Source organism: Citrobacter sp. C1 (genome assembly GCF_014596895.2).
GTDB lineage: Bacteria > Pseudomonadota > Gammaproteobacteria > Enterobacterales > Enterobacteriaceae > Citrobacter > Citrobacter gillenii.
The window spans coordinates 3,648,797-3,667,183 of record NZ_CP115035.1; the positions used below are offsets into that span (position 1 = coordinate 3,648,797).

Sequence of the window (18,387 nt, forward strand, 5' to 3'; positions counted from 1 at the left end):
CTCAACGACGTTAACCGCAACTTATTTTTTTGTATTTGTAATGAAAATGTTTTATTTACAAGTCACGGCATAAAATAGGATCGTTACAGATTCCCCACCTTAAATCAATTAAACAAATTAAAACCACGCGCTATTTCAGGGTTAAATTAATTAAAAAACTTAAAACCATAAAACACATAAAAACCTTCTAACGTATTGTGAAATAAATCAAAATTTACCTCTAAAATACCCCTTACGATGTATGCAGTAGGGAAAAAAAGAAATACTCCGTAATAAAAAAACCTTCCCTTCATTTGCAAACAAAACGTTATCAGGTTGCTAAGCCTGGCAACAAAACCTAAAAGCCAGTAACAAATATACCATCAGGACACTTTTTACTATGTTCGGTAATAATATATTCTCGCACGTGAAGCGCTCAGAAAATAAAAAGATGGCGGCTATCGCTCAATTTCTGAAAGAGAATGATTTGAGCGTGGATACGACCGTTGAAATATTTATCACCGTCACCCGTGATGACCGCCTGATTGCCTGCGGCGGTATTGCCGGAAATATCATTAAATGCGTGGCTATCAGCGAAACCGTGCGCGGCGAAGGCTTAGCCCTGACGCTCGCCACTGAGCTGATCAATCTCGCGTATGAGCGTCACTGTACGCATCTCTTCATTTATACCAAAACCGAATACGAAGCGCTGTTTAAGCAGTGTGGCTTCTCTACGCTGACCAGCGTACCAGGCATTATGGTGCTGATGGAAAACAGCACCACGCGTCTGAAGCGTTACGCCGAATCGCTGACAAAACAGCGTCGCGAAGGAAAAAAAATTGGCTGTATCGTCATGAACGCCAACCCTTTTACCAACGGTCATCGTTTTCTGATCCAACAGGCAGCGGCACAGTGCGACTGGCTACATCTGTTTCTGGTAAAAGAAGACACCTCACGCTTCCCGTATGAAGACCGTCTGGATCTGGTACTTAAGGGAACAAAAGATATTCCGCATTTAACTGTGCATCGCGGATCGGAATACATCATTTCTCGCGCCACGTTCCCGTGCTACTTCATTAAAGAGCAGAGCGTCATTAACCACTGCTACACCGAAATAGACTTGAAAATCTTCCGCCAGTATCTGGCCCCGGCACTTGGCGTCACGCACCGCTTCGTCGGTACCGAACCGTATTGCACCGTCACCTCCCAGTACAACAACGACATGCGCTACTGGCTGGAGACCCCAACGCTCCCCGCCCCACCGATTGAACTGGTGGAAATTGAGCGGCTGTGCTTCCAGGAGATGCCGATTTCCGCCTCCTGGGTACGCAAGCTGCTGGTTAAAAAAGCTCTCACGGCTATCGCCCCTCTGGTTCCTGAAGCCACGTTGCACTACCTGCAAAACATGCTTGAGAGAACCTCGCCAGGCGCGGTAGTCCGCCAAAATACCCCCGCATTAGCAACAGGTGAAAAATGAAAATAAAGCAGGCAGCCGTCGCAGGCACTCTCGAGTCCGGTGATGTGATGATTCGCATTGCCCCGCTCGATACGCAGGATATCGACCTGCAGGTTAACAGTAGCGTTGAAAAACAATTTGGTGATGCCATTCGCACCACCATCCTCGACGTTCTGTCCCGCTACAACGTACGCGGCGTGCAATTAAATGTTGATGATAAAGGCGCACTGGACTGCATTTTACGCGCGCGACTGGAAGCATTACTGGCCCGCGCCAGCGGCATTCCGGCACTGCCATGGGAGGATTGCCAGTGATTTCTGAATCTTTGCAACAACGTAAATCCCGCACACGCCGTAGCATGCTGTTCGTACCGGGCGCCAATGCCGCAATGATCAGCAACTCGTTTATCTACCCGGCAGATGCGCTGATGTTCGACCTGGAAGACTCCGTCGCACTGCGCGAGAAAGATACCGCGCGTCGTCTGGTGTACCACGCGCTGCAGCACCCGCTGTATCACGACGTTGAAACCATTGTTCGCGTAAATGCCCTCGATTCTGAATGGGGTATCAATGACCTCGAAGCGGTCGTTCGCGGTGGCGCTGACATCGTGCGTTTACCTAAAACGGATACTGCGCAGGATGTTATCGACATCGAAAGCGAAATTCTGCGTATCGAAAACGCCTGCGGTCGCGAACCTGGCAGCACCGGTCTGCTCGCTGCTATTGAATCACCGCTGGGCATCACCCGCGCCGTTGAAATCGCTCACGCCTCTGAACGTCTGATCGGTATTGCCTTGGGTGCAGAAGATTACGTGCGTAACCTGCGCACCGAGCGTTCGCCGGAAGGCACCGAACTGCTGTTTGCCCGCTGCTCTATTTTGCAGGCGGCACGCTCTGCGGGCATTCAGGCATTTGACACCGTTTATTCCGATGCCAATAACGAAGCCGGTTTCCTGCATGAAGCCGCACACATCAAGCAGTTGGGTTTTGACGGTAAATCGCTCATCAACCCGCGTCAGATCGACCTCCTGCACAACCTGTATGCGCCAACGCGCAAAGAACTGGCGCACGCCCGTCTGGTTGTAGAAGCCGCTGAAGCCGCCGCTCGCGAAGGCCGTGGCGTTGTCTCCCTGAACGGCAAGATGGTCGACAGCCCGGTTATCGAGCGCGCCCTTCTGGTTATCTCCCGTGCAGAACTTTCCGGCATTCGCGAAGAATAAGGCAAAAAAATGACGCAGAAAATCGAACAGTCTCAACGACAGGATCGCGTGGCGACCTGGAGCCGTCATGCTGAAAGCGACCTTTCCGCTTTCCACAGCAGCGCAAAAGTCGCTTTACAGGCGCAAAAACCCCGCGACAAAAAACTGTGCGCTAACCTGGAAGACGCTATTCGCCGTTCAGGTTTACAGGATGGAATGACTATCTCTTTCCACCACGCTTTCCGCGGTGGCGACCTGACCATTAACCTGGTGATGGATACCATTGCCGTCATGGGCTTTAAAAACCTGACGCTGGCGTCCAGCTCCCTGAGCGACTGTCACGCTCCGCTGGTGGAACACATTCGTCAGGGCGTCGTCAGCCGCATTTATACTTCCGGTCTGCGTGGTCCGCTGGCGGAAGAGATCTCCCGCGGTTTACTGGCTGAACCTGTGCAGGTCCACTCTCACGGCGGTCGCGTACACCTGGTGCAAAGCGGTGAGTTAAGCATTGACGTAGCCTTCCTCGGCGTACCGTCCTGCGACCAATTTGGTAATGCTAACGGCTACACCGGTAAAGCTTGCTGTGGCTCACTCGGCTACGCCCGTGTCGATGCCGATAACGCTAAACAGGTGGTCCTGCTGACCGAACAACTGCTGGGCTACCCGCATAATCCGGCCAGTATCACCCAGGATCAGGTGGATCTGATCGTGCAGATCGAGCAGGTCGGTGATGCGGACAAAATTGGCGCCGATGCAACCCGCATGACGACCAACCCGCGTGAGCTGCTGATCGCTCGCAGCGCGGCAGAGGTGATTGCCAACTCCGGCTACTTCAATGAGGGCTTCTCTTTGCAGACCGGTACCGGTGGCGCCTCGCTGGCCGTAACCCGCTTCCTGGAAGACAAAATGCGCAGCCGCGACATCCGCGCCGACTTCGCACTGGGCGGCATCACTGCCACCATCGTTGACCTGCATGAAAAAGGGTTAATCCGCAAACTGCTGGATGTACAGAGCTTCGACAGTGCCGCCGCAAAATCCCTGGCCCGCAATCCAAACCATATTGAGATCAGCGCTAACCAGTACGCTAACTGGGGTTCGAAAGGCGCATCGGTTGACCGTCTGGATGTCGTAGTGCTGAGCGCACTGGAAGTGGATACGAACTTCAACGTCAACGTGCTGACCGGCTCCGACGGTGTGCTGCGCGGCGCATCCGGTGGCCACTGCGATACCGCTGTCGGTGCTGCGCTGTCGATTATCGTCGCCCCATTGGTTCGCGGTCGCATCCCGACGCTGGTTGATAACGTGCTGACCTGCGTCACCCCTGGCTCCAGCATTGACATCCTGGTCACTGACCACGGTATCGCCGTCAACCCTGCACGTCCTGAACTGGCTGAACGTTTGCAGGAAGCGGGGATGAAAGTGGTCTCCATCGACTGGCTGCGCGAGCGTGCACAGCAGCTTACCGGTCAGCCACGCGCCATCGAATTCACCGACCGGGTGATTGCCGTTGTGCGTTACCGCGACGGTTCAGTGATTGATGTTGTGCATCAGGTGAAGGAATAAGCCATGCACCTGCTCCCTGAACATGCCACCTGCCACGCGGTTTCTATTCCCGAGCTGCTCGCCAGCCGCGATGAGAGACAAGCACGGCAGCATGCCTGGCTCACCCGCCACTGCGCGCCACTGGTCTCTTTTACCGTGGTCGCACCGGGTCCGATTAAAGACAGCGAACTCACTCGTCGCATTTTTAATCACGGTATCACTGCCCTGCTCACGCTGGCGGAACAATCGGGCTGGGTTGTCAGGGAGCAAAATGCGCGGGTTTCTGCCAGCGGGCCGGAAGGTCTGTTGTCTATAGAGGCCCCGGCACACGACCTCAAGCTCGCCACCATAGAGCTTGAGCATTCACACCCGCTGGGACGGTTATGGGACCTCGATGTCCTGACTCCGGAAGGAGAAATCCTGTCTCGCCGTCATTTCACGCTCCCTGCACGCCGCTGCCTGCTGTGCGAGCAAAGCGCAGCCGACTGCGCGCGGGGTAAAACCCACACGCTTTCCGAGTTACTTATTCGCATGGAGGAACTGCTGCATGATGCCGATTCCCGCAACATCGACTAAATCCGCCGTTCTTCCTCAGGATTTACCAGAAGCGTACGCGACGCTCGCGTGGCGTGCCATGCTGACGGAAGTCAACCTGTCTCCCAAACCCGGTCTGGTGGATCGTATTAACAACGGCGCGCACAAAGACATGGCGCTGGATGACTTTCACCGCAGCGCCGAGGCGATTCACGCCTGGCTGCCGCGTTTCGTCGAATACGGGGCCTTCAGCGCGCAACTGGTACCTGAAGATGTGCTGAAAGGACTGCGTCCGGTGGGGATGGCCTGCGAGGCCGAGATGTTTCGCGCCACTGCCGGGGTGAACACCCATAAAGGCAGTATCTTTTCGCTGGGATTGCTGTGCGCCGCCATTGGTCGCCTGCACCAGCTCAGCCAGACCGTCACACCTGAAACCATTTGCTCTACAGCAGCAGCCTTTTGCCGCGGCCTGACCGAGCGCGAACTGCGCCAGAACAATCAACAACTCACGGCTGGCCAACGTCTGTATCAACAACTGGGATTAACCGGGGCTCGCGGTGAAGCCGAAGCGGGCTATCCATTAGTGATCCACCACGCGTTACCGCACTACCGCGCGTTGCTGGCTCAGGGTCGCGATCCTGAACTGGCATTGCTCGATACCTTACTGCTGCTTATGGCAATCAACGGCGATACCAACGTAGCTTCCCGCGGTGGCGCTGAAGGTCTGCGCTGGTTACAGCAGCAATCTGCCACATTATTGCAGCAAGGGGGAATTCGCACCCCCGCCGATCTCAATTACCTGCACCAGTTCGACCAACAGTGTATTGAACGCAACCTCAGTCCCGGGGGCTGTGCCGATCTGCTGATTGTCACCTGGTTCTTAGCTCAGATTTCACAAGTTCATCATTATCACCATTAAAGATCCTTTCCGGAGAATCATTCATGTCTTTATCAAAAGATAGTATATGGAAGTTACTGGCCCCGCTGGTCGTCATGGGTGTCATGTTTCTTATCCCCGTCCCTGATGGAATGCCCCCGCAGGCCTGGCACTACTTTGCCGTGTTTGTGGCCATGATTGTCGGTATGATCCTCGAGCCTATCCCGGCAACAGCGATCAGCTTTATCGCCGTGACAATTTGCGTTATCGGCAGCAACTACCTGCTGTTTGATGCCACAGAACTGGCAGACCCCACCTTTCACGCCGGCAAACAGGCGCTGAAGTGGGGTCTGGCTGGCTTCTCCAGCACCACCGTCTGGCTGGTGTTTGGTGCGTTCATCTTCGCACTGGGTTATGAAGTCACCGGTCTGGGTCGTCGTATCGCGCTGTTCCTGGTGAAGTTCATGGGGAAACGTACCCTGACACTGGGCTATGCGATTGTTATTATCGACATCCTGCTGGCACCATTTACACCGTCGAACACCGCGCGTACCGGTGGTACCGTTTTCCCGGTTATCAAGAACCTGCCGCCGCTGTTTAAATCATTCCCGAACGATCCGTCAGCTCGCCGTATCGGCGGTTATCTGATGTGGATGATGGTGATCAGTACCAGCCTGAGCTCCTCTATGTTCGTTACCGGCGCTGCGCCAAACGTACTGGGTCTGGAATTCGTTAACAAAATTGCCGGTATTCAGATCAGCTGGCTGCAATGGTTCCTCAGCTTCCTGCCAGTCGGTATTATTTTGCTGATCGTTGCGCCGTGGTTATCCTACGTTCTGTACAAACCCGAAGTCACTCACAGTGCAGAAGTTGCCGCATGGGCCGGTGACGAACTGAAAACCATGGGTAAACTGACCCGTAAAGAGATGACCCTGATCGGTCTGGTGCTGCTGAGCCTGGGTCTGTGGGTATTCGGCGGCAAGCTGATTGATGCCACCGCCGTGGGTCTGCTGGCGGTTTCTCTGATGTTGGCTCTGCACGTGGTACCGTGGAAAGACATCACCCGCTATAACAGCGCATGGAACACGCTGGTCAACCTTGCCACCCTGGTGGTAATGGCCAACGGCTTAACCCGTTCCGGTTTTATCGACTGGTTCGCTAACACCATGAGCTCACACCTGGAAGGCTTCTCGCCTAACGCGACCGTGATCGTGCTGGTGCTGGTGTTCTACTTTGCTCACTACCTGTTTGCCAGCCTGTCTGCGCATACCGCGACCATGCTGCCAGTAATTCTGGCGGTCGGTAAAGGGATCCCGGGCGTACCAATGGAGCATCTGTGTATTCTGCTGGTACTGTCCATCGGTATCATGGGTTGTCTGACACCGTATGCCACCGGCCCTGGCGTGATCATCTACGGCTGTGGTTATGTGAAGTCCAAAGACTACTGGCGTCTGGGCGCCATCTTCGGCGTTATCTATATCGCCATGCTTCTGCTGGTCGGCTGGCCGATTCTGGCAATGTGGAGCTAATCGTACTTCTTAGTCCTTAGCAAAAACGCGTAACGAAAATGATGCCGCTCAGCTAAACCTGAGCGGCTTTTTTTATGATTTAATAGATGACATTCAGAAATTATATAAGTATCCGAATTCATCATGACATCGACATGGCGTTATTGCTCTTTGCTGGCGGCACTTCTGCTGCCGGTTTCTGCGGCCCAGGCCGAACAACTTCAGGCAAAACAGTACGGTGACTTTGATCACTATGTGCTGGCGCTCTCCTGGCAAACCGGTTTTTGTCAGAGCCAACACGAACGTAATCGTCAGGAACCCGACGAATGCCGCCTGCAAAAAGAAACTGCAAATAAAGCAGATTTCCTGACCGTCCACGGTCTGTGGCCTGGCCTGCCAAAATCGATTGCTGCCCGCGGTGTAGATAATCGTCGGTGGATGCGCTTTGGCTGCGCCACGCGCCCTATACCAAACCTGCCGGAGGCTCGTGCCAGTCGCAAATGCGCCGCGCCAGAAACGGGGCTTTCGCTGGAAAGCGCCGCAAAACTGAGCGCTGTGATGCCCGGCGCTGGCGGAACATCGTGTCTCGAACGTTACGAATATGCCAAGCACGGCGCCTGTTTTGGTTTCGATCCTGACGCGTACTTTGGCACTATGGTGCGAATGAATAGTGAGATAAAAAATACCGAACTCGGCAAATTTATTGCCGACAATTACGGAAAAACCGTCAGCCGCAACGCATTTGACGACGCCGTCGCGAAAACCTGGGGTACAAAAAGCGTGAAGGCAGTGAAGTTAAGCTGTCACGGTAATCCGGCCTACCTGACTGAAATCCAGTTTACGCTCAAGGCAGCCACCATTAATGCCCCGCTTTCCGCAGCATCGTTCCTGCCGCAAGCGCATCCTGGAAACTGCGGCAAGCAGTTTATCCTCGACAAAGTCGGTTATTGATCGCCTGAATGTGAACTAAATCACTTCAAACCTGGGGTAAGTCTCAGTATCATCATAAAAGCTAAACCCTTGCCGCCTGACGGTGAGGGTTTTCTTTTGGGATTATTTACCTGCGCACCCGCAGTATCGACGACATGGAGTAATAAATGTCCAGACCAACTATCATCATTAACGACCTCGATGCTGAGCGCATTGACCGCCTGTTGGAGCAACCTGCGTTTGCGGGTTTACCGATTGCTGACGCCTTAAACGCCGAGCTGGATCGCGCCCAAATGTGTTCTCCAGAAACCATGCCGCACGATGTCGTCACCATGAACAGCCGCGTGAAATTCCGCAATCTGAGCGATGGTGAAGTCCGAGTGCGTACCCTGGTGTATCCGGCCACGATGACCGACAGCAGTACTCAACTGTCGGTGATGGCCCCGGTAGGTGCTGCCCTTCTGGGTCTGCGCGTTGGCGACACGATCCACTGGGAACTACCAGGTGGTACATCAACCCATCTCGAAGTCATCGAACTTGAGTACCAGCCTGAAGCTGCGGGCGACTACCTGCGCTAACTCTGTTATAGCAAAGCTACTCGCTTTATCTTACAGGGGATGCTTACGCATCCTCTTTCCGATGATATCCCCGCCCCTCATTGACATTATTGCTGCTTTCCCTTTCCTGCTCGCAAAACATAAATCTGTGTCGTGACTGACAGAATCATTTTTAATACTATGCTGTTATGTGTTCATGTAATGACAAGGAGAATGTTTATGTACAACACAATCATAATGCCTGTTGATGTATTCGAAATGGAACTAAGCGACAAGGCTGTTCGCCATGCAGAATTTCTGGCACAGGAAAATGGGATTATCCATCTTCTGCATGTGCTTCCTGGCTCCGCCAGCCTGAGCCTGCATCGTTTTGCTGCTGACGTTCGCCGTTTTGAGGAACATCTGCAGCACGAAGCGGAAACCCGCCTGCAAACGATGGTCGGTCACTTCAGTATTGATCCTTCTCGCATCAAACAGCACGTTCGCTTTGGTAGCGTACGTGATGTAGTCAACGAGTTGGGCGAAGAGCTGAACGCCGATGTGGTGGTCATTGGATCGCGCAACCCATCAATCAGCACCCATCTGCTGGGTTCTAACGCCTCCAGCGTAGTCCGCCACGCCACCCTGCCGGTGCTGGTCGTTCGTTAAAAAAAGGGGCTACCTTTCGGTAGCCCCTTTTTATTCCGCATCGATGTTATTTCACCGAATCGGTAAGCCTGAAACGCGTTTGCGACCTCAGGCATTTTCCTTCTTTTGCAGGTGAGTCTTACTTTCTTTCTTATTGTACGGTGGAGCGAATCAGGTAATCAAAGGCGCTCAGTGAGGCTTTTGCACCTTCGCCGGTAGCTATGATTATCTGTTTGTACGGCACGGTGGTGCAGTCACCCGCAGCGAAAACCCCTTTCACGCTGGTTTCACATTTGGCATCAATAATAATTTCGCCCATGCGATTACGCTCAACGGCACCTTCCAGCCAGTTGGTGTTTGGCAACAGGCCAATCTGCACAAAAATACCCGCCAGTTCCACATTGTGGACGTCGCCGCTGACGCGATCGCGGTATTCCAGACCGGTCACTTTGCTACCGTCGCCCTTCACTTCAGTAGTTTGCGCATTCAGAATAATATCGACGTTTTTCAGGCTACGCACTTTATTTTGCAGAACCTGATCAGCCTTCATTTCCGGCGCAAACTCAAGCAGTGTCACATGTTCAACTATACCGGCCAGATCGATAGCCGCTTCAACGCCCGAGTTACCGCCGCCAATCACCGCCACGCGTTTGCCTTTAAACAGTGGGCCATCACAGTGCGGGCAATAGGTTACGCCTTTGGTCCGATACTTATCTTCGCCCGGTACGTTCATGTTGCGCCATTTGGCACCGGTGGCAATAATAATGCTGCGTGCTTTTAGCACCGCACCGGAGGCCGTTTCAATCTGGTGCAAGCCTCCTTCCTGCGCAGCAGGAACCAACTTGCTGGCGCTCTGGCTATCAATCACATCAACATCATAGTCATCAACGTGTGCTTTCAGCGCGCCTGCCAGTTTTTGACCTTCGGTTTTCGGCACCGAGATATAGTTTTCGATATCAACGGTATCCAGCACCTGACCGCCAAAGCGTTCACCCATCAAGCCGGTACGAATACCTTTACGGGCGGAATACACTGCTGCCGCCGCCCCTGCAGGACCCGAACCGACGATCAGCACATCATAGGCATCACGTTTATTCAGCTCTTCTGCCGCGCGCTTCTCAGCACCGGTATCGACTTTGGCGACGATTTCCGTCAGCGTCATACGCCCCTGACCAAACTCTTTGCCGTTCATATACACGGCCGGAACACCCATCACGTTGCGATCGGTAATCTCATTCTGGAAAGTACCGCCATCAATCGCCGTATGCTTGATACGCGGGTTCAGCACCGACATCAGGTTCAGCGCCTGCACCACGTCAGGACAGTTGTGGCAGGACAGTGAATAATAGGTTTCAAACTCAAAATCGCCATCGAGATCGCGGATCTGCTCCAGCAGAGACTGCGCTTCTTTTGACGGATGACCACCGGTCCACAGCAGCGCCAAAACCAGAGACGTAAACTCGTGGCCCAGTGGAGAACCGGCAAAACGCGGTCCCTGGTGAGAACCTGGATTAGTAATCAGAAACGATGGCTTACGTACTGCCAGCGTGTTGTCTTCTTTAAAGGTTACTTTCTCTGACAGTTCAGCAATTTCAGTTAGCAGTTCCTTGATTTCTGCCGATTTAGCGCTGTCATCCAGCGTAGCAATCAGCTCAACAGGTTTGGTCAGTTTCTCAAGGTAAGCCCTGAGCTGGGTTTTCATATTTGTGTCGAGCATTGTTCTTCCCTCTCTGAAAACATCATCATGCAAGCCGATTTCACGGGACTGCATCAATGCAACTTGCATCATGATGCTGGAATAAAATGGGCGCGCCTGCGCCCATGACTGACGTAATTTCCTAAGTATTTCGCGTCAGAGCAAGGCGGCTAGCCTGGTAATCCCCGGGAGCTTACAGAAGTAAGTGACCGGGGTGAGCAGGCGACGCCAACACGGCGATGACGTGAAAGACGACGGAAATTTAGATTTTACCGACCAGGTCCAGGGACGGCGCTAATGTAGCTTCACCCTCTTTCCACTTCGCCGGGCACACTTCGCCAGGGTGAGAAGCGACATACTGCGCGGCTTTAATTTTACGCAGCAGGTCAGACGCATCGCGGCCGATACCTTCAGCGGTAACTTCGATCGCCTGGATGATACCCTGCGGGTCAACAACGAACGTTGCGCGGTCAGCCAGACCTTCATCTTCACGCATGTTGTCGAAGTTACGGGTCAGGGCGCCAGTCGGGTCACCGATCATCGCGTATTTGATTTTGGCGATGGTGTCAGAGCTGCTGTGCCAGGCTTTATGCGTAAAGTGGGTATCGGTAGATACAGAGTAAACGTCTACGCCCAGCTTCTGCAGTTCTTCGTAATGGTCTGCCACGTCGCCCAGTTCAGTCGGGCATACGAACGTAAAATCAGCCGGGTAGAAGAAGAAAACACTCCAACGACCTTCGATATCTTTCTCGGTAACTTCGATGAACTCACCGTTTTTGAACGCCTGGTTTTTGAAAGGTTTAATTTTGGTATTAATCAAAGACATCTGTACTTCCTCCGTGTTTTCGTTGAGGGATAAGTTAACGAAAATCTTTCATCAGGGCTAATGCGTTTCCTTTATCAAATCAATAAGCGTTAACTAACAACCGACTCAACAAAATGTTGTGAAACCGTAGCAAAAAGTAAAAAGGCCCCCTTTGCAGGGAGCCCATTACCCGAGTTACCCGCAGATAACTTCAGTGCCAGCGGACTGGCTAAGTGTTGCGCTCTACATTACCTTAACAAAGGTTGTAACAGCGATTGGGATTACATCACCCCACTCAAGAAAGGGCAATCGACAGACCGTCGGTCTTACCTATGGCTGTGATAGGTTTTGCAATTCAGCCCCCTTTCCTTTTGATTTTATAAGGAAAATCAATGTTTAAACGTACATTACTCTTCGCTTTGCTCCCTGCCGTCGTGCACGCCGAAGAACTCCCTGCCCCGGTAAAAGCCATCGAAAAACAGGGCATTACCATCCTCAAGCCGTTTGACGCGCCAGGTGGAATGAAAGGTTACCTGGGAAAATACCAGGATATGGGAGTGACTATCTATGTCACGCCTGACGGGAAACACGCCATTTCCGGCTACATGTATAATGAAAAAGGCGAAAACCTCAGTAATACATTGATAGAAAAAGAAATCTATGCACCTGCAGGCCGTGAAATGTGGCAGCGCATGGAAAAAGCGTCGTGGATTCTGGACGGGAAAAAAGACGCGCCGGTTATTGTCTATGTTTTCGCCGATCCCTTCTGCCCATATTGCAAACAATTTTGGCAACAGGCACGTCCATGGGTTGATTCAGGAAAAGTACAACTCCGGACATTGTTGGTCGGCGTAATCAAGCCCGAGAGTCCGGCAACCGCCGCAGCAATTCTGGCCAGCAAAGATCCGGCTAAAACATGGCATGACTATGAGGCCTCTGGCGGTAAACTCACGCTGAAAATGCCAGAGACGCCCCCTTCCGAGCAGCTGAAGGTATTGAATATCAACCAAAAATTGATGGATGATTTGGGCGCTAACGTCACGCCGGCAATCTACTACATGAGCAAAGACAACACATTACAACAGGCCGTCGGGCTGCCGGATAAAGAAAAACTGGACATTATAATGGGTAATAACTAAAACTAATATTATGAGTGATTGTTATCATTCTCATTTCAATCACTCATGATGCATTTTCTACTCGTCAAATTAATACTGACTGTGATACTTTAGTTTAAGTTAACTATTCATTAAGCGTATAAAAGATTCTTAAAAGAAATAACTTGCAATTCAAATATATAAAAATGAAATATTTCCACATAAAATAACAATGAGAATATACATATGGCTAACCTCTATGACCTTAAAAAATTCGATCTCAACCTATTGGTTATTTTTGAGTGTATTTATCAACATTTGAGTATCAGTAAGGCCGCCGAAACGCTGTATATCACGCCATCCGCCGTAAGTCAGTCGTTGCAAAGACTACGCACACAGTTTAATGACCCTCTATTTATTCGGTCTGGTAAAGGGATCACGCCTACGGTGACAGGCATCAACCTGCACCATCATCTTGAGCAAAATCTTAACAATCTGGAGCAAACGATAAATATCATGCATAGCTCCAGCCTGAAAAAGAAGTTTGTCATTTACTGCCCACAACTTGTTACCGGTTTTAATATAAGAGAGTTAATTCATTATCTGAGAGAGGATGCCGATGTCGAAATTGAACATCATGATATATTAATGTCAGCAGAAACGGCTGAAAACATATTGGCTTATCGCAAAGCAGATCTGGTCGCTACTATTGTACCCGTGCGCAATCGTTCCATAATCTGCGCCCCGTTCAAAACCATCGAAGGTGTATTGGTTTGCAGTAGCAACCACCCCAGAATAAATGCTTCAAGCACACTTAAACAAGTACTGGAAGAACAGTTTACCTCTCTTCTCTCTGAAGAACTGGGTATGAAAGAGTACCAGTCAAAAACTAACGAATTTATGGCCAATCGTAATATAGGGTTTAGCAGCGACTCTCTTATTTCAATTACCAACGTCATTTCCAGCACTGATATCATCGGTATTATTCCCAGAGTCATTTTCGAGCACTACGCACCTATTTTCAATCTAAAAGAAATAGATATTGGTATAAAGATACCGTCAGCCGAACTTTTTCTGATGTATAATCGCGCCTCACTTAACAACAGCGGTTTTGCTGAATATATAAAAAGAATTATACCCGAGAGCGAATGAGCCAACATCGTTTATTTTTTAATTCAATGCATGCGCGATATGAATCAATGGAACCCATACACCAAGTAAATATATTTAAAAAAGTTGCGTGACCCGTAAATTAGCATATCTTATTGCAACCATTTATTATGTATAAAAATAATAAAGTTACGACCTGAGCTTGATATGTCTGTTTATAAAATACCGCTAAGTAAAAATGTACTTGAAGCCGCTCAGGAGCGCATTACGTGGACGCTGGAAACGCTGCCGCGCATTTGTGTTTCATTATCAGGTGGCAAAGATTCAGGGGTGATGTTGCATCTGACGGCCACACTGGCCCGTCAGATGCATAAAAAAATTCACGTATTATTTATCGACTGGGAGGCCCAGTTTTCCTGCACTATCGACTATGTGCAGGCATTGCGCGAACATTACTCCGACGTTATTGAACGGTTTTATTGGGTCGCCTTGCCGTTAACCACGCAAAATTCACTCTCGCAATTTCAGCCGGAATGGCAGTGCTGGGAGCCGAATACGCAATGGGTTCGCCAACCGCCAGCAGATGCCATTACCGATCCCGAGTTCTTCCATTTCTATCAGACCGGAATGACCTTTGAACAATTCGTTCGCGAGTTCGCTGACTGGTTTTCAGAAAAGCGGCCGGCCGCAATGCTGGTCGGGATCCGTGCCGACGAGTCATATAATCGCTTTGTCGCGATTGCCAATTCACATAAGCAGCGGTTTGCCGATGATAAACCCTGGACGACCGCTGCTCCCGGGGGGCACACCTGGTACATTTATCCCATCTATGATTGGAAAACGGCCGATATCTGGACCTGGTTTGCTAAAACCAATATGACATGCAACCCCTTGTATAACCTGATGTACCAGGCCGGTGTCCCGACGCGATACATGCGCATTTGCGAACCCTTTGGCCCGGAACAACGCCAGGGCCTTTGGCTCTATCACGTTATTGAACCGCAGCGATGGGCAGCCATGTGCGCCCGCGTGAGCGGCGTTAAAAGTGGGGGTATTTATGCCGGTCATGACAACCATTTTTACGGACACCGGAAAATATTAAAACCGGATCATTTAAGCTGGCAAGAGTACGCCATGCTGCTACTAAACAGCATGCCAGAACAGACAGCTGAGCACTATCGCAACAAAATCGCCGTCTATATTCAGTGGTATAAGAAAAAAGGTATGACCGATATCCCGCAAAATCAAGACGGTGATATTGGGTCCAAAGATATCCCCTCATGGCGACGAATCTGCAAAGTCCTGCTGAATAATGATTACTGGTGTCGGGCGCTTTCTTTTAGTCCAACAAAGTCAAAAAGCTACCAACGCTATAACGAACGCATGAAAACAAAACGTCAGGAATGGGGGATTTTATGCAACAACGATTAACACAGGAGCTCCTCGGTTTTCTTTCTGAACTCCCCGAAAAAGAGCGAATTGAGGCCATAAATGAATTCAGAATAGCCATCCACAGCGTCAGTCCTTTTCGCGAAGAGCCGGTAGATTGTGTGTTATGGGTCGAAGGAAATCATATTACGCCTAACGACTACAACCCTAATAACGTGGCGCCGCCGGAGAAAAGACTGCTGCTGAAATCCATCGAGGCAGATGGATTTACCCAACCCATCGTTGTGGTTCACTCAACGGAAGAAGAATATGAAATCATTGATGGTTTTCATCGACATGAATTAGGCAAAAGCAAACCCTCGCTGAGATCCCGACTAAAAGGTTATTTACCCATCACCTGCTTGCAGCGTGAACGCCATGAACGCATGGCGGCAACGATTCGTCACAACCGTGCTCGCGGACGGCATCAAATCCACGCCATGTCTGAAATTGTCCGTGAATTATCACTCCTCGGCTGGAGTGAAGAAAAAATCGGTAAAGACCTCGGGATGGACCGTGATGAGGTATTACGTCTCAAGCAAATCAACGGTCTGCAAGAATTGTTCGCCGACCGCCGATTCTCCAAAGCCTGGACGGTGAAGTAACTACAGCGCGGCCAGGCGTTCTGCTGCCGCCAACAGCGTCGATTCCTGCTTGGCAAAACACAGGCGAATCAACTTGTGTGGGAAAGGATCGGCGCAAAAAACTGACAGAGGGATCGCTGCTACCCCCACCTCTTTGGTCAGCCACTGGCAAAACGCCACATCATCGAGATCCGAGACGGCACTGTAATCGATCAGCAAAAAATACGTCCCTTCGCAGGGCAAAATGTCCAAACGACTGTCACGGAGTGCGTTCACCAGCACATCACGTTTTCGCTGATAAAACGCGGGCAGGTCGCGGTAATGCGTTGGGTCGGCCCGCAGCATATCCGCCAGTGCCAACTGCGCTGGCGTATTTACCGAGAAGGTCAAATACTGGTGTACCTTACGTAATTCGACACTGATGTTTTTTGGCGCCACACAGTACCCAACCTTCCATCCGGTCATATGGTAGGTTTTGCCGAATGATGAGACCGCAACCGCACGCTCGCGCAGTTGCGGATGTGCCAGCACGCTGGCATGCCCTTGCGCGGCAAAGCAGATGTGTTCATAGACTTCATCGCTTACCACAAAAATATCGCGTGCTTTAATGGCCTGCCACAGCGCATCAAAGTCTGCTTTTTGCCAGACGGTGGCAGAGGGGTTATGCGGTGTGTTGAGGATCACCAGTCGGGTCCTGTCGCTCAACAACGCGGTAAATGCCTGCCAGTCCACGCGAAAAGATGGCGGCTGCAGCGCGATACGTTTAACCACGCCGCCAGATAGCGCCACCGCGGGCGCATAGCTGTCATAGCTCGGGTCAAAACAAATCACCTCATCGCCGGGTCGCACTAAGGCCGTAATCGCCGAGTACAGTGCTTCCGTCGCTCCCGCCGTCACCGTAACCTCACTGTCAGCATCCGGTTTATAGCCGTATAACTCGGCGGTTTTGTCGGCGATTGCTTCACGCAGCGGCTGCACACCTGTCATGGGAGCATATTGGTTCGCCCCTTGCGCTACATGGTACGCCAGGCGTTCTTGCAGATAGTGTGGGCCGTCAAAATCCGGGAATCCCTGCGACAGGTTAATCGCCTGATGTTCCTGCGCCAGGGCGCTCATTTGCGAGAATATGGTAGTGCCTAAATTGGGGAGTTTGCTTTGCACAATCAGCGAGTTATTACTCATTATTGTTATCCTGACGTGTGATGTTGTGGTTGAAGCCACTATAACACGATGTTAGTATTTGGCAATCAAGACGTTTAGACGTCTATATAAAAATAACCTGCGTGGACAGGACAGCCAAAAGGACAACACAACATGAGTCAGAGCGAAATTCGCGTCGTCGTCGGCCCGGCCAATTACTTTTCCCATACCGGCAGCCTGTCCAGACTGCATGATTTCTTCACCGCCGACATACTGTCGCGCGCCGTCTGGGTGTATGGCGAGCGTGCTATCGCCGCTGCCCGTCCCTATCTGCCTGGCGCATTTAATTGTGACGGAGCAAAGCACCTGCTGTTTACCGGTCATTGCAGCGAAACAGACGTTCAGCAACTGGCAGAAGATGCCGGTGATCACCGCAGCGTGCTGATTGGCGTGGGCGGCGGCACATTACTCGACACCGCCAAAGCGCTGGCCCGTCGTCTCGGTTTGCCTTTCGTGGCGATCCCAACCATTGCCGCGACCTGCGCGGCCTGGACGCCGCTCTCCGTGTGGTACAACGATGCCGGTCAGGCGCTGCACTTCGACATTTTCGATGACGCCAACTTTCTGGTGCTGGTGGAGCCGCAGATAATCCTCAATGCACCAGAGGAATACTTACTGGCGGGCATCGGCGACACGCTGGCGAAGTGGTACGAAGCAGTCGTGCTGGCACCGCAGCCTGAAACGTTGCCGCTGACCGTGCGTCTGGGGATCAACGGCGCGCTGGCTATTCGCGACGTGCTGCTGGAATACAGCGAACAGGCGCTGGCTGATAAAAAGCAGGGGAAACTGAGTCAGGCGTTTTGTGATGTGGTGGATGCAATCATTGCCGGCGGCGGCATGGTGGGCGGTCTGGGCGAGCGTTACACCCGCGTGGCGGCGGCACATTCGGTGCATAACGGTCTGACGGTGCTCCCGCAGACGGAGGCGTTTTTACACGGTACCAAAGTGGCCTACGGCATCCTGGTACAGAGTGCGCTGCTGGGGCAAGACGATGTACTGGCTCAACTCACTTCAGCCTACCAGCGTTTCAATTTACCCACCCGGTTGGCCCAGTTAGACGTGGATATAAATAACCGTGCTGAGATCGATAAGGTGATTGCGCACACATTGCGCCCGGTGGAATCCATTCACGCACTGCCGGTCACGTTAACACCAGAAACCCTGCGCGCGGCGTTTGAGAAGGTGGAATCGTTTACGGTGTGAGTGCGATGTGGGTTACCTGATGGTGGGTTGCCTGATGGCGGCTTCGCCTTATCAGG

18 protein-coding genes are annotated in these 18,387 nt (G+C 51.7%); 15 read left to right on the plus strand and 3 right to left on the minus strand.

What is annotated here, in order from left to right; genetic code table 11:
- The first annotated feature begins 379 nt into the window (after positions 1-379).
- From citC to uspG, 10 genes are all read left to right on the plus strand, one after another.
- The gene (gene citC, locus IB214_RS17710) at positions 380-1,456 is read left to right on the plus strand and encodes a [citrate (pro-3S)-lyase] ligase (protein ID WP_117342214.1); all 1,077 of its coding nucleotides are present in this window, start codon (positions 380-382) and stop codon (positions 1,454-1,456) included.
- Positions 1,453-1,749 carry a citrate lyase acyl carrier protein gene (citD, locus tag IB214_RS17715; RefSeq protein ID WP_096757911.1) on the plus strand — a complete coding sequence of 99 codons (297 nt, stop codon included), beginning with the start codon at positions 1,453-1,455 and terminating at the stop codon, positions 1,747-1,749. Before citC ends, citD begins: the two co-directional genes overlap by 4 nt.
- Positions 1,746-2,654, plus strand: coding sequence for an aldolase/citrate lyase family protein (locus tag IB214_RS17720; protein WP_115259109.1), 909 nt, complete (start codon positions 1,746-1,748; stop codon positions 2,652-2,654). The genes citD and IB214_RS17720 overlap by 4 nt, the downstream gene beginning before the upstream one ends.
- A 9-nt stretch (positions 2,655-2,663) precedes the next feature.
- Complete coding sequence (citF, locus tag IB214_RS17725; RefSeq protein ID WP_117342213.1) at positions 2,664-4,196, plus strand: citrate lyase subunit alpha; 1,533 nt, start codon at positions 2,664-2,666, stop codon at positions 4,194-4,196.
- Positions 4,197-4,199: 3 nt separating this feature from the next.
- On the plus strand, positions 4,200-4,751 hold the full coding sequence (citX, locus tag IB214_RS17730) for a citrate lyase holo-[acyl-carrier protein] synthase (RefSeq protein ID WP_117342212.1): 552 nt from the start codon (positions 4,200-4,202) through the stop codon (positions 4,749-4,751).
- On the plus strand, positions 4,723-5,628 hold the full coding sequence (gene citG / locus IB214_RS17735) for a triphosphoribosyl-dephospho-CoA synthase CitG (protein WP_117342211.1): 906 nt from the start codon (positions 4,723-4,725) through the stop codon (positions 5,626-5,628). The genes citX and citG overlap by 29 nt, the downstream gene beginning before the upstream one ends.
- 23 nt (positions 5,629-5,651) lie before the next feature.
- Complete coding sequence (citT, locus tag IB214_RS17740) at positions 5,652-7,115, plus strand: citrate/succinate antiporter CitT (RefSeq protein WP_115259113.1); 1,464 nt, start codon at positions 5,652-5,654, stop codon at positions 7,113-7,115.
- 123 nt (positions 7,116-7,238) lie between these two features.
- Complete coding sequence (rna, locus tag IB214_RS17745) at positions 7,239-8,045, plus strand: ribonuclease I (protein WP_117342210.1); 807 nt, start codon at positions 7,239-7,241, stop codon at positions 8,043-8,045.
- Positions 8,046-8,191: 146 nt separating this feature from the next.
- Positions 8,192-8,602 carry a nucleoside diphosphate kinase regulator gene (rnk, locus tag IB214_RS17750; RefSeq protein ID WP_003022104.1) on the plus strand — a complete coding sequence of 137 codons (411 nt, stop codon included), beginning with the start codon at positions 8,192-8,194 and terminating at the stop codon, positions 8,600-8,602.
- A gap of 198 nt (positions 8,603-8,800) precedes the next feature.
- Positions 8,801-9,229 (plus strand): universal stress protein UspG, encoded by a 429-nt coding sequence (gene uspG / locus IB214_RS17755; RefSeq protein WP_096757918.1) that lies wholly within the window; start codon positions 8,801-8,803, stop codon positions 9,227-9,229.
- A gap of 130 nt (positions 9,230-9,359) precedes the next feature.
- Here the strand turns inward: uspG and ahpF are convergent, their stop codons facing one another.
- Both ahpF and ahpC read right to left on the minus strand, forming a co-directional pair.
- Entirely contained in the window at positions 9,360-10,925 is a 1,566-nt protein-coding gene (gene ahpF, locus IB214_RS17760) for an alkyl hydroperoxide reductase subunit F (RefSeq protein WP_115259116.1), read from the minus strand.
- Positions 10,926-11,166: 241 nt separating this feature from the next.
- Entirely contained in the window at positions 11,167-11,730 is a 564-nt protein-coding gene (gene ahpC, locus IB214_RS17765) for an alkyl hydroperoxide reductase subunit C (RefSeq protein ID WP_115259117.1), read from the minus strand.
- 371 nt (positions 11,731-12,101) lie between these two features.
- Between ahpC and dsbG the strand changes: the two genes are divergently transcribed.
- The 4 genes from dsbG (at position 12,102) to IB214_RS17785 (ending at position 15,949) form a co-directional block, all read left to right on the plus strand.
- Positions 12,102-12,848 (plus strand): thiol:disulfide interchange protein DsbG, encoded by a 747-nt coding sequence (dsbG, locus tag IB214_RS17770; RefSeq protein WP_115259118.1) that lies wholly within the window; start codon positions 12,102-12,104, stop codon positions 12,846-12,848.
- A 204-nt stretch (positions 12,849-13,052) separates the two neighbouring features.
- Complete coding sequence (locus IB214_RS17775; protein WP_117342209.1) at positions 13,053-13,958, plus strand: LysR family transcriptional regulator; 906 nt, start codon at positions 13,053-13,055, stop codon at positions 13,956-13,958.
- Between the two features lie 165 nt (positions 13,959-14,123).
- The gene (locus tag IB214_RS17780) at positions 14,124-15,347 is read left to right on the plus strand and encodes a phosphoadenosine phosphosulfate reductase (protein ID WP_117342208.1); all 1,224 of its coding nucleotides are present in this window, start codon (positions 14,124-14,126) and stop codon (positions 15,345-15,347) included.
- Positions 15,332-15,949, plus strand: coding sequence for a ParB/RepB/Spo0J family partition protein (locus tag IB214_RS17785; protein ID WP_117342207.1), 618 nt, complete (start codon positions 15,332-15,334; stop codon positions 15,947-15,949). Before IB214_RS17780 ends, IB214_RS17785 begins: the two co-directional genes overlap by 16 nt.
- Here the strand turns inward: IB214_RS17785 and IB214_RS17790 are convergent, their stop codons facing one another.
- Positions 15,950-17,110 carry a pyridoxal phosphate-dependent aminotransferase gene (locus IB214_RS17790; protein WP_117342206.1) on the minus strand — a complete coding sequence of 387 codons (1,161 nt, stop codon included), beginning with the start codon at positions 17,108-17,110 and terminating at the stop codon, positions 15,950-15,952. It lies immediately after the preceding gene.
- Between the two features lie 132 nt (positions 17,111-17,242).
- Here IB214_RS17790 and IB214_RS17795 point away from each other — a divergent pair, with 132 nt between their 5' ends.
- A complete protein-coding gene (locus IB214_RS17795; protein WP_117342205.1) occupies positions 17,243-18,331 on the plus strand; it encodes an oxidoreductase in 1,089 nt (362 codons plus the stop codon).
- Positions 18,332-18,387 lie beyond the last annotated feature (56 nt).

Excerpts from the sequence above, each read along its gene's own strand:
- citC (WP_117342214.1), top strand. The coding sequence starts at position 380 with ATGTTCGGTAATAATATATTCTCGCACGTGAAGCGCTCAGAAAATAAA.
- citD (WP_096757911.1), top strand. The coding sequence starts at position 1,453 with ATGAAAATAAAGCAGGCAGCCGTCGCAGGCACTCTCGAGTCCGGTGAT.
- citF (WP_117342213.1), top strand. The coding sequence starts at position 2,664 with ATGACGCAGAAAATCGAACAGTCTCAACGACAGGATCGCGTGGCGACC.
- citX (WP_117342212.1), top strand. The coding sequence starts at position 4,200 with ATGCACCTGCTCCCTGAACATGCCACCTGCCACGCGGTTTCTATTCCC.
- citG (WP_117342211.1), top strand. The coding sequence starts at position 4,723 with ATGATGCCGATTCCCGCAACATCGACTAAATCCGCCGTTCTTCCTCAG.
- citT (WP_115259113.1), top strand. The coding sequence starts at position 5,652 with ATGTCTTTATCAAAAGATAGTATATGGAAGTTACTGGCCCCGCTGGTC.
- rna (WP_117342210.1), top strand. The coding sequence starts at position 7,239 with ATGACATCGACATGGCGTTATTGCTCTTTGCTGGCGGCACTTCTGCTG.
- rnk (WP_003022104.1), top strand. The coding sequence starts at position 8,192 with ATGTCCAGACCAACTATCATCATTAACGACCTCGATGCTGAGCGCATT.
- uspG (WP_096757918.1), top strand. The coding sequence starts at position 8,801 with ATGTACAACACAATCATAATGCCTGTTGATGTATTCGAAATGGAACTA.
- ahpF (WP_115259116.1), bottom strand. The coding sequence starts at position 10,925 with ATGCTCGACACAAATATGAAAACCCAGCTCAGGGCTTACCTTGAGAAA.
- ahpC (WP_115259117.1), bottom strand. The coding sequence starts at position 11,730 with ATGTCTTTGATTAATACCAAAATTAAACCTTTCAAAAACCAGGCGTTC.
- dsbG (WP_115259118.1), top strand. The coding sequence starts at position 12,102 with ATGTTTAAACGTACATTACTCTTCGCTTTGCTCCCTGCCGTCGTGCAC.
- IB214_RS17775 (WP_117342209.1), top strand. The coding sequence starts at position 13,053 with ATGGCTAACCTCTATGACCTTAAAAAATTCGATCTCAACCTATTGGTT.
- IB214_RS17780 (WP_117342208.1), top strand. The coding sequence starts at position 14,124 with ATGTCTGTTTATAAAATACCGCTAAGTAAAAATGTACTTGAAGCCGCT.
- IB214_RS17785 (WP_117342207.1), top strand. The coding sequence starts at position 15,332 with ATGCAACAACGATTAACACAGGAGCTCCTCGGTTTTCTTTCTGAACTC.
- IB214_RS17790 (WP_117342206.1), bottom strand. The coding sequence starts at position 17,110 with ATGAGTAATAACTCGCTGATTGTGCAAAGCAAACTCCCCAATTTAGGC.
- IB214_RS17795 (WP_117342205.1), top strand. The coding sequence starts at position 17,243 with ATGAGTCAGAGCGAAATTCGCGTCGTCGTCGGCCCGGCCAATTACTTT.